General features: G+C 69.5%; 15 protein-coding genes. All 15 read left to right on the top strand.

What is annotated here, in order from left to right; genetic code table 11:
• Positions 1 to 108: 108 nt before the first annotated feature.
• The 15 genes from E1264_RS35160 (at position 109) to E1264_RS35095 (ending at position 9,235) form a co-directional block, all read left to right on the top strand.
• Complete coding sequence (locus tag E1264_RS35160; RefSeq protein WP_132180594.1) at positions 109 to 414, top strand: hypothetical protein; 306 nt, start codon at positions 109 to 111, stop codon at positions 412 to 414.
• Positions 415 to 454: 40 nt separating this feature from the next.
• On the top strand, positions 455 to 709 hold the full coding sequence (locus E1264_RS35155; RefSeq protein ID WP_132180592.1) for a hypothetical protein: 255 nt from the start codon (positions 455 to 457) through the stop codon (positions 707 to 709).
• Positions 710 to 918: 209 nt separating this feature from the next.
• A complete protein-coding gene (locus E1264_RS35150; RefSeq protein WP_132180590.1) occupies positions 919 to 1,167 on the top strand; it encodes a hypothetical protein in 249 nt (82 codons plus the stop codon).
• A gap of 104 nt (positions 1,168 to 1,271) precedes the next feature.
• Positions 1,272 to 1,604, top strand: a complete 333-nt coding sequence (locus tag E1264_RS35145; protein ID WP_132180588.1) for a WhiB family transcriptional regulator — start codon at positions 1,272 to 1,274, stop codon at positions 1,602 to 1,604.
• Positions 1,605 to 1,665: 61 nt separating this feature from the next.
• Complete coding sequence (locus E1264_RS35140) at positions 1,666 to 1,875, top strand: hypothetical protein (protein ID WP_132180586.1); 210 nt, start codon at positions 1,666 to 1,668, stop codon at positions 1,873 to 1,875.
• A gap of 68 nt (positions 1,876 to 1,943) precedes the next feature.
• Positions 1,944 to 2,216: a hypothetical protein gene (locus tag E1264_RS35135; protein ID WP_132180584.1), complete on the top strand. Its 273-nt coding sequence runs from the start codon at positions 1,944 to 1,946 to the stop codon at positions 2,214 to 2,216.
• Positions 2,200 to 3,438, top strand: coding sequence for a hypothetical protein (locus E1264_RS35130; protein WP_132180582.1), 1,239 nt, complete (start codon positions 2,200 to 2,202; stop codon positions 3,436 to 3,438). Before E1264_RS35135 ends, E1264_RS35130 begins: the two co-directional genes overlap by 17 nt.
• A 78-nt stretch (positions 3,439 to 3,516) precedes the next feature.
• Positions 3,517 to 3,705 carry a hypothetical protein gene (locus E1264_RS35125; RefSeq protein ID WP_132180580.1) on the top strand — a complete coding sequence of 63 codons (189 nt, stop codon included), beginning with the start codon at positions 3,517 to 3,519 and terminating at the stop codon, positions 3,703 to 3,705.
• A gap of 221 nt (positions 3,706 to 3,926) precedes the next feature.
• The gene (locus tag E1264_RS43995) at positions 3,927 to 4,085 is read left to right on the top strand and encodes a hypothetical protein (RefSeq protein WP_165964545.1); all 159 of its coding nucleotides are present in this window, start codon (positions 3,927 to 3,929) and stop codon (positions 4,083 to 4,085) included.
• Positions 4,086 to 4,215: 130 nt separating this feature from the next.
• Positions 4,216 to 4,839, top strand: a complete 624-nt coding sequence (locus E1264_RS35120) for a vWA domain-containing protein (RefSeq protein WP_132180578.1) — start codon at positions 4,216 to 4,218, stop codon at positions 4,837 to 4,839.
• An 89-nt stretch (positions 4,840 to 4,928) separates the two neighbouring features.
• Positions 4,929 to 5,312, top strand: coding sequence for a hypothetical protein (locus E1264_RS35115; RefSeq protein ID WP_132180576.1), 384 nt, complete (start codon positions 4,929 to 4,931; stop codon positions 5,310 to 5,312).
• A gap of 27 nt (positions 5,313 to 5,339) precedes the next feature.
• Complete coding sequence (locus E1264_RS35110; RefSeq protein ID WP_132180574.1) at positions 5,340 to 5,972, top strand: hypothetical protein; 633 nt, start codon at positions 5,340 to 5,342, stop codon at positions 5,970 to 5,972.
• Positions 5,969 to 6,562: a lytic transglycosylase domain-containing protein gene (locus E1264_RS35105; protein ID WP_132180572.1), complete on the top strand. Its 594-nt coding sequence runs from the start codon at positions 5,969 to 5,971 to the stop codon at positions 6,560 to 6,562. Before E1264_RS35110 ends, E1264_RS35105 begins: the two co-directional genes overlap by 4 nt.
• Before the next feature lie 40 nt (positions 6,563 to 6,602).
• Positions 6,603 to 8,576, top strand: a complete 1,974-nt coding sequence (locus tag E1264_RS35100; RefSeq protein ID WP_243711354.1) for a DNA translocase FtsK — start codon at positions 6,603 to 6,605, stop codon at positions 8,574 to 8,576.
• A gap of 98 nt (positions 8,577 to 8,674) precedes the next feature.
• A complete protein-coding gene (locus E1264_RS35095) occupies positions 8,675 to 9,235 on the top strand; it encodes a C40 family peptidase (protein WP_165964544.1) in 561 nt (186 codons plus the stop codon).
• Positions 9,236 to 9,258: the final 23 nt, after the last annotated feature.

The following is a 9,258-nucleotide window of genomic DNA, read 5'->3' as shown; positions in this document are numbered from 1 at the left end:
CTCCCAACCTCCGTTCCTCACCCCGCCCCGTCGGCCCACTCCGCGGCCGCCGGGGCGGCCCGCGTGAAGCACACCATCAGCCCCGTCCCGGAAAGGACCCACCGACCGATGACCTCGGACTACCACGGAAAGATCACCAGCACGGTCCGCGACGCGACCGAGGCATTGCACGACGACGACACCGGCGTCCTGAGCATCCTGCGGACACCGACGTTCAACCTCACCGGCCGCGACTCCTGCCACGCCGAGTACATCACTGTGGACGGCGAATACGGGCAAGTGTGCACGGGCCTGCGGGACCGCCGGTTCTACGTCCGCGGTCCCCACGCCCACCGGACCGACGCCGACGACAGCGTCCGGTTCCACCAGACGATCGAGTCCGCGCTGTCCGAGGCGATGGGACGGATCTCGTGAACGCCTCCGCAGCCCTGCCCCCGTTCACGCCTTCGTAGCCATGCACCTCCTCAGCGCGGGCAACAGCCCTGCCGACAAGCAGATCGCTGTCGATGGCCGCTGGTTCACCAATCTCGGCCCGGTCTACGACGGCCACCACGCCAAGATCCGCGACTGGTACCTGTTCTTCCACGACGGCTACTGGTACATCGGCCAGGTCGCCGAGCTACGCGACCACGGCCACCAGGTCCGCTTCATCGGCGACCAGCGGTGGATGCCGGTCAGCGGGATGGGCGCCCTCCAAGCGCCCCGGTGATGCCGCAGGCACGGGGAGCCCCGTCCCGCAAAACCCGCCAGCCCAATCAAATCACCGGACCCCGTCCGGCCACCCCGCCCGGTTGCGGTACCGCCTCACGGTCGGCAACGAGTCGGTCTACGTCCGCATCGACGGCCGGTCCTGACGGCCCACCACCAAATCCCCCAACCAGGGCCGCATCCAACCCCTGATCTGACAGGACGAACGAGATGGACTCTGACGAGACAGACCCGTGCATCGTCTGCGCGGACGGGCCGCAGGAGTGCTCCTGCTACGGCGACGACCCCGAGTGCTGCCGCTGCGGCGGTCCCGGTGTGGCGGTGCCCGAGCACTGCTGCGACTGCGAGGTGGTGGGGCCGTACTGCGTGGCCTGCCACCAGTGCGGCGCCTCGTGCGCGGGCAACTGCAACTGCCCGATCACCGTCGAGCGCGCTGACGGCACGCACTTGACCCTCTGAACCAGCGGACCGCGGCACAAGCCGCCCAAAGCCCCGCTACCCGAATCCGCCGATCGACCGCCGCCCGCCGGTGGCCGAGAACTCCCCTGTTGAGGAGGTGACCGATGCCTATCCTGCGCCACCGCCAAAGCCGCGGCCAAAGCCCGTGGGATGGCCCCGGCCAGGTTGACCTGCGCCTGGAAGTTCCCGCCTGGACCAAGAACGCGCTGTGCGCCGAACTCGGTGTCGAGGTGTTCTTCAGCGAGAGCGGCACACGTGACCACATCACCGAGCTCGCGAAGCAGGCGTGCACGGCCTGCTCTGTCCGCATCGAGTGCCTGGAGTGGGCGTTGACGTTCGAGCCGTGGCAGGACCGCTACGGCGTGTTCGGTGGCGCTGGCCCGAGGGAACGTGCCGCCCTCCGCCGTGAGCGCGATCGGCGGAGGAAGGTCGCATGAACTTCTGCCCCACAGCTGGTCTTTCGACCTGAACGCGCTGCAACGAAAGGAGGCCGATGCCATGACCGAGTACTTTGCGATCATCACGATCAGCAAGCCGACCAACAACGGTACTGCCGCCATACAGGGCACATTCACGTGCACCATGCGGGTCGGCGCGGGCACCACGCGGTCCGCAATCTACGAGCACGTCCTCAAGACGATCCCCCACCAATTCCAGGGCGGGAACGTCATGTTCTTCAGCGCCGAGCCGAACCGCACCCCGCACTGAGATCAGCCGGACAGGTTCCTTTCCCTTTGGCTTTTCTGGGCCGAGAACCTTTCCCCAGGGAGACGACCATGACCCTCAATTCCGTGTTCACCGCCGCCGAACTGGACCTGATCGCGCGGGCGCTGAATGCGCGGGCCGACATCTACGCCCGGGTGGCGGAGATGGCGGGCACGGTGCCCGACTACGAGATCGCGACCCGTGCCACACGCCGGTACCGCGCCCTGGCCAATCGGGTCTGCGCAGCCCGCAACGCAGCCCACAACGTGCCCCGCACCGCGCCCCCCAGCATGCCCGGATTCCTCCTGGAAGGAGCACCGGACCCCGATGGACAGCATGGATGACAGGGCCGACTGGCCCGCCAGTCCCCGCGAGGACGGCCCTGATGATGACAGCCGCGGCGATGCCCGGCCGGAAGAGACCGACCGCGCGGCGGCCGGGCTGCCCGGCGTTGGGCGTATCGCCTTGAGTAAGCGCGGCGAGCTGGCCTGCAAAGCCGTTCTGGTCGTGGTGGGCGCCCTGTACCTGGTGCTCATGTGGGTGTCTTACACCAACGCCCGGACGGCGCTGCTGGAGGCCGGGGAGCCCCGGCATCTGGCGGAGCTGCTGCCGATTGGCTTCGATGTGGCCGGCACGGTGCTGGTGGCGCTGTCGCTGGTGCTGGCGGTCAAGGAGTCACGCGGCCAGCTGGTCACCCGGCTGTACGGGATCGTGCTGGTGGTGATCAGCGCCGGGATCGGCGCCTGGTACGGGCGCACGGTCGGCGGCGGCTGGTTCAGCTGGTTCGTGGCCGCGCACGCGCTGATGGCGGTCACGCTGGCGGTGTTCGCCGAAAGCGTGGCGTGGCTATTGCGGGCGCGGATCGACGCCGCCATCGGCGTGGAACGCGTCCCGATGGTGTTGTGCCTGACCAATCCGGGTGCGTGGCGGGAGGCGAACATGTACCGGCTGCGGCACCGCTCTCCCGTTTCCTCCGCCCTGGTGCTGCGGTCTGAGAAGATCAAGGCGGTTTCCCGGGTGGTGGAGGCCGCCCAAGAGGACGCCGGGTACAAAGGTGCGAAAGCGAAAAAGGTGCGGGCGGCGATCATGCGGGCGTGCCGGGAGGGCACGCTGCCCGTCGAGGCGATCGAACGGGCCTGCGAAACCGGCCTGGACGAGACCGCTTCCCGCCGCCTTCTGGTCGATGCCGCAAAGGCGATGATGGCCAGCACCGCGACCGACGCCATTTCTGGGAGAGACCCCCTGGCCGAACTGCTCGGCAGCCACGACCAGAAAGCGGCGGGAAAGCTTCCAGAAAGCGCCACGCTGGATGTGACCTGGGGTGATACCAGCACCGGGAAAGATCCGGGAAAGATCACAGAAACCGCAGGAAAGATTCTGGAACGGGGTCACAACGTCAGCGACGAGCGTATGTCGAGCATCGTCGCTGAGGTCGAGCAAGCCTCCGGCAAACCCATGAAGGTTTCTGAGATCGCGTACGCGCTGAGCATCAGCACTGCGAGAGCGGCGACCATTCGGAAAATCACTCCGAAAGCCATCGAGAACGGCAGTGGACGACACCGGTAATCCCTCGCCAAGTGACGGCAGGCATGGAACCGGGTGAGCCGCGAGCATGCCACCGTCCCCCAATCCATCTGGAGGCCAATGGAGAAGATCAAGACCCAGATCGTCAACGGCCGTGATCTCCGCCAAGGCGACGTTCTCGCCTCTGGCGATGAGATCACCGACGTCCACCACGACCCGGAAGGCACCTGGATCGAGACCTTCCGGGGAAACTTCGGCTACGCCGACGGCCAGACCTGGCGGGTTCAGCTCCCCAGGCCGCCGCGCTGATCACCCGGCAGCGCCTCAACCGGCGATAAGCGCCTAATCTGCCCGGCGGCCGGGCGCTGACCGCACAACCGCTAACCAAGCCGACCAGGCGCCCCCAGGGCCACCTGGCGTTGTTTCGTGTCCCGACAAATGACCGGGCGGGTTTTCGTGCCCGCCCGGTCATTTCGTGCTGCACAGAAAACGAAGTTCTCTCCGTCACCAACCCGAAAGGGGATCTTGTCATGTTCAAACTGCTCTGGCTGCCGGTGTTCTGGCTTTTCGCCGCCATCGTCGCCTACGAGTGGCACCTCAACGGTGTCTTCCTGGTCGTCGCGCTCGCCGTCGGCACCGGCGTCGCGCTGTGGGCGACCTCCGGCGACAACAAGGAGGGCAGCAAGTAGATCGCTCATGCACGGCCACGTCCCGCGCGGGGGCGGCCTCGGTTCCGAACGGCACCGAGGCCGCCCCCGTCTCCGCGGTTGGCCATGCGCACCCACCAGCCCCCGAACAAAGCCTCTTTGAGGAGATCTCATGAGTAACGACAACCTTCGCCTGGTCACGGTCATCTTGGACCGGTCAGGCTCCATGCAGGGGGTCAAGGACGACGCCGAGGGCGGCCTGAAAGCGTTCCTGCAGGCGCAGCACGAGGCCCCCAGCCTGACCCTGGTCACGCTGCGGCAGTTCGACACCGAGGTCGAGACCGTCTTTGAGCGGACGCCGCTGGACGACGTGCCGGCCTTCACGCTGCACCCGCGCGGCACTACGGCGCTGCTGGACGCGATCGGGTCCACCGTCGCCGCGACCGAAGAGCACCTGGCCACGCACATGACCGCGCACGAGTGTCCCGGCGAGGTCGTCTACGTGATCGTCACCGACGGGTACGAGAACGCCTCCCGTGAGTGGACCGCGCAGCAGGTCAAGGACATCATCACCCGCCAGCGCGGCAGGGGCCGCGTGTTCGTGTTCCTCGGCGCGGACCAGGACGCGATCACCGTGGCGCACGGAATCGGCATCGGCGCCGAAACATCGCTGTCGTATTCCAGCCGCAACACCCGCGACTCGATGACCTCGGCGGGTCACACCGTGGCGCGCGGGTCCAGGTCGGGTGACTACTCCTTCACCGACCAGGAGCGGACCGGGGCGGCCGGGTCATGACCTGGCCGCACCACGCCGGGGCGGGGGGAACCGCGGACGGCGCGTGGCACTCCGTGGACGAGCCCCATCGCGCCGGTGATACCCGACGCGTGCCCTGGGATGGCGTGCCCGACGAGGTGCCGGATGTGCCCGAGCCCGGGGCCGCCGCGGCGGCCGAGCAGGTGGATGCCGGTGGCCGAATCGGGAGGTTGTGCTCCCGGCTGGTGGGCGGTGTCCACCCGCCCGACATCTGGGAGGACCGGCCCGGGCTGGCCAAGCTGGCCGCCTACGCCCGGCACGGCGTCGGCGCGCCCGAGAAGGGGCCGCTGCGCACCGGCCAGCTCTGGTGGTTCCGGCTGGTGTGCCTGCCGATCACCGCGTGGGCCTATTGGAAGGCGTGGGCGCTGGAGCGCCCTCTGCGCGGCGCGCCGTTCTTGATCGTCCAGGTCTGGTGGTGGCTGCTCAACATCGCCGTCTTCTTCCACCTGCTGTGAGACACCCAAGAGATAAGGAGCCGATCAATGGATGCTGTTGCCGATCTGGTGGCCGGGCTCGACGGGGTGGACCTGCCGAGCATCGTGCTCAACCTGGTGTTCCTGACGCTTCCCGGGCTGGCCCTGGCCAAGGGCCTCAAACGGTTCCGCACCCCCAGCCAGGACCTCGGCGGCATGGGCGGCGGCGGGCGCGGCGCCCAGGCGAAAGCGCACCTGCAGCGGGCGGGCGGGCAGGTCGCCTCCCTCGTCACCATCGTCGCGGTGCTGACCGCCGGGCTCGGCCTGGTCCCCCTCGTCAGGGCGGGCTACGAGCTGGTGGCCGGTGTCGATGAGGCGGCCCCGGCGGTGGTCGGTGTCATCGTGCTGGCGGTGCTGCTGGTCAAGGGACTGGTGATGGCCCGCGACCTGATGGACGGCAAGGTCGACCGGCCGCTTCTGTGGCTGGCGCCGGTGCCGCTGCTGGCGCTGCTGGTCTGGGTCGCGCCGGTGGTCGCCGACCAGATCACCGACCAGGCCGGTAAGACCGCCCGGATGGTCGTGGACCAGGCCAAGACGGACGTGCAGGACCGCGACGCCGAGCAACCGCCCAGCGACAAGCCCGGCAAGTCCGGCAAGGACGACGAGCCGGATGGCGCGGACAGCGGTGAGCAGGGCCGATGAGCAGGGTCGCCGTCGCCGCCGCGGTAGCGGGCACGCTCGCGGTGGCTTGCATCAACCCCGGCGTGTTCCGTGATGTCCCGATGCTGGGCGAGTTGATCACCGTTGCTGTCTCCTTCACCGATGCCGCTGGTGCCGGTGAAGGAGGCGGCGGGGGCGGCAAAACCAGCAAAGCCGACCCTGGCGCGGACGGCGAGGACGAGCCGGACGGCGCCAACGGTGACGGCGGTGCCGGTGCCCCGGCGGCCTACCGCGCCCTGTACAAGCGGGCCGCCGCCGACTCGTGCGTGGACTGGCAGGTGCTGGCCGCGATCGGATACGTCGAATCGCGGCACGGAGCCAACACCGGCCCCAGCTCGGCAGGGGCGCTGGGGCCGATGCAGTTCATGCCCGCCACCTGGCGCTCCTACGGCCGCGACGGCGACGGCGACGGACGCAAGGACGTCCACGACCCCGCCGACGCGATCCCGGCCGCCGCCGCCTACCTGTGCGCGCACGACGCCGCCACCAACCTGCGCAAAGCCCTGTGGCATTACAACCACTCGTGGCGCTACGTCGATCACGTCCTGGCCGTGGCCGACCGGCTGCGCTGACCGTCCGGCTGACCAGCACCCGAAAGGAGGGGACCCCTACGTGAACGAACAACTCCAGCGGCTCGGGCGGGACCTGCACACCACCGTTGAGGGGCGGCTGCGCCATCAGATGCTGCCGCACTACCTCACCGCCGCGCTGCTGGCGGCGGGCCTCACCGTGGCCAACCTGCCAGCGCACGTGTCGGCCACCCGCACCACGCTGGGGGCCGCAGGCCTGACCGCCGCCGTGGCGGGGGTGGCCATGTGGCGGATGCGGTCGACCCGATGGCGGCCGTGGACTCCACGCGTGGCCATCACCGGTGCCGCCGCGGCCGGATGGCTGACGGCCGCCGCGCTGACCGGCCTGGGCCCGATCCTGGCTGCGGCGCTGATCGCCGCAGAGATCATGCTGGCCGCCCGGTGGTGGCAGCACCACCGGCCCGGATACCCCGACCCATCCCAGCCGCCTGCCGCCGACCACGCCGACGAACAGCAACAGGCGGCCCAACCGGCCCCCGAACCGGCTCAGGATCCGGCCGTGCCCCCCGTCCGGCAGGCGAGTACCACCGTCGACCTCGATACGGCGCTGCCCGCCCCGGAAGATTCCTCTGCGGCCAGCCCCGTAGACGACGCTGCGGTCGGCTCCGCAGATGGCGGAACCGAGGATGAGGCACCCCAGGTGATCGTCGACGAACTGCGTCGGCATGGGGTGCGCGCCGCCGTGGTGGGGGCGACGGCGGGCCCGCAGGTGATCCGCTACAGCCTCGCCCTGGGCAACGGCGTCAAGATCTCCAAGGTCCGCGCCCTGGTGGAGAACCTCGGCGTCGCGCTGGGGCGCGCCAACCTGCGGCTCATCGCACCGGTGCCCGGACAGCCGGGCGTGGTCGGCCTGGAGGTGCCCAACCCCCACCGGCGCAGCGTGCACCTGACCGACGTGCTGTCCTCGCCCGCCGCCACCGCCGAACACCACCCGATGATCGTCGGGCTGGGCAAGGACGTCGAGGGCCGCCCGGTGGTGGTCAACCTGGCCGCGATGCCGCACATCCTGATCGCGGGCGCCACCGGCGCGGGCAAATCCACCGCGCTGAACGCCATCATCGCCTCGATCCTGATCCGCGCCGACCCCGCCGACGTCCGCATGGTGCTCATCGACCCCAAACGGGTCGAACTGGCCGCCTACGCCGGAATCCCGCACCTGCTCACCCCGATCATCACCAATCCCAAGCGGGCCTCCGAGGCCCTGCAGTGGGTGGTCGGCGAGATGGACCGCCGCTACGACGACCTGGCCGCCACCGGATACCGGCACATCGACGACTTCAACCAGGCCGCGGCGTCGGGCAGGGTGACCGCGCCGCCCGGCTCGGACCGGGTGTACACGCCCTACCCCTACCTGCTGGTGATCGTGGACGAGCTCGCCGACCTGATGATGATCGCGCCACGCGACGTGGAGGACTCGGTCGTGCGTATCACCCAGCTCGCCCGCGCCGCCGGGATCCACCTGGTGCTGGCCACCCAGCGGCCCAGCGTGGACGTGGTCACCGGACTGATCAAGGCCAACGTCCCGGCCCGGCTTGCATTCGCCGTCGCCTCCCTGGCCGACAGCCGCGTAATCCTCGACCAGCCCGGCGCCGAAAAGCTGCTGGGCGCCGGTGACGCGCTGCTGGCCCCGGCCGGCGCCACCCAGCACATCCGCCTTCAAGGCGCACTGATCACCAGCGAACAGATCACCCAGGTCGTCGAACACGCCAAATCCCAGTACCCCGACGCCCCGCCACACGCCGACCTGCACGCCCCGGCCACCAGCGCCCCGGCCACCAGCAGGCCAGCCACCAACAGGGCGGCCCCGCAGACCGCTACCGACCCGCTGACCACACCCCACCAGCAGGTCATGCAGGTGATCAAAGCGGGACCGGCGACCGCCACCCAGATCCAGACCTGCACCGGGCTGCCCGAACACCAGGTCGATGAACTGCTGAGCCAGCTCACCCGGTTCGGCTACCTGGTCAAACCCGCAGACCACTACGAGATCCCCTAACCCGGGGCGACACCTCACCGAGGGGCGACAGGCAACACCGGCGCCCCGGCCGCGCCCTGCGCAAGTACACGCCCCTCAGCTGCTCAGGAGGTACCCCCGTGGCCCATGCCGCAGGCCGGTTCATCCGCATCGCCCTGGTCAGCGCGCTGGCCTACCACATCAGCACCATCGCCCGCGACGACGCCAAAGGCGACGACACCGACCACGCCCGCCCCCAGGCCACGGCCGGGACCGGTCTCGGCCGGCGCATCGTCGCAGAAGCCAAAACACAACGCGGCGTCCCCTACTCGTGGGGCGGCGGCGGCCCGCGCGGCAAAAGCCGCGGGATCTGCTGCTCACCCGGCGGATACGACGGCCGCAAAACCACCGGGTTCGACTGCTCCGGACTCGTCCAATACGCCGTCTACCAGGCATCCGACGGCCGCATCACCCTGCCTCGTGTCGCCCACGACCAAGTCCGACGCGGCAAACCCGTCACCCGGGACTCGATGCGGCCCGGCGACCTGATCGGCTTCGACCACGGCCAAGGCATCACCCACATCGGCATCTACATCGGCGACGGCCGCATGGTCCACGCACCCCAAACCGGCGACGTCGTCAAGATCTCACCGCTGGCACCCCGCACACACCAGCGATGGACCATCCGCAGACTCCGATAACCCAGCCCACCGCCCATCACCTC

Source organism: Actinomadura sp. KC216 (assembly GCF_004348535.1).
GTDB lineage: Bacteria > Actinomycetota > Actinomycetes > Streptosporangiales > Streptosporangiaceae > Spirillospora.
This window is presented reverse-complemented; position numbering and strand designations above follow the sequence as displayed.